Annotated in this window: 1 pseudogene; it reads left to right on the top strand. The window is 42.2% G+C overall.

From position 1 onward, the window contains the following. Positions 1-318: 318 nt before the first annotated feature. Positions 319-586 (top strand): annotated as a pseudogene (locus JFN88_RS25970) (helix-turn-helix domain-containing protein); the annotation flags it as partial. Positions 587-701 lie beyond the last annotated feature (115 nt).

The raw sequence follows: 701 nt of genomic DNA, 5'->3' as shown, positions 1-701 counted from the left end.
GCATAGTAGATCCGCTCCTTCATCTTATCTGCTCATTCTACTAGCCCTTATATTCTCTGTCCAACTAAGTGTAGCCGATCCACAGTATATTCTATTCATTAAATGGTGAGGTAGAGGATGATCTTTTGAAAATCGATTGATTAAACTAGGAATAAAGGAATTACAGGATTGTATGAGCATAAAGTAAAAGGTGAGGTAATCAAAATATTGGACGGATTATAATATGAAGTGCGACAGCTAAAATAAAGAAATCCATGAGTGGATTCGTGTAAAATGGAAGTCACCACAACTAAACCATTTTCTACAGGAGAACCAAATATAAGCTACTCTCATCTTAGCATAATGAAACGCGGACAACTAGAGACCTTACACCGGCTAGGCTGGTCGACGAGAGCCATCGCGATCCAACTGATCGCCATCACTCGACGATTGTACGAGAGATCGCACACGGGCAGCACGAGGAATGCTACGAAGCTACGACCGTACAGGAAGCTAGTCAAGAGCGAAGAACACGAGTATGCCGACAGGTAAGTTCACGCCAGAGTCAGGCTCAGAGCTGCGTGAGAAGCTGGAGAAGAATTGGTCTTTCTGGGAAAACTGTCGCACTTAGCTTGACACTCCGTCATAGAATCCGAAGATTTTTTAGAGAAAGAAGATGATATTATTACAGCGGCGGCAATTCTTTCTATTATTTTTGTTAC

Origin of the sequence: Paenibacillus roseus (genome assembly GCF_016424485.1) — a bacterium.
Taxonomy (GTDB): Bacteria; Bacillota; Bacilli; order Paenibacillales; family Paenibacillaceae; genus Paenibacillus_D; species Paenibacillus_D roseus.
The sequence above is the reverse complement of the archived record's forward strand: the minus strand, read 5'-3'. Positions and strand labels throughout refer to the sequence as shown.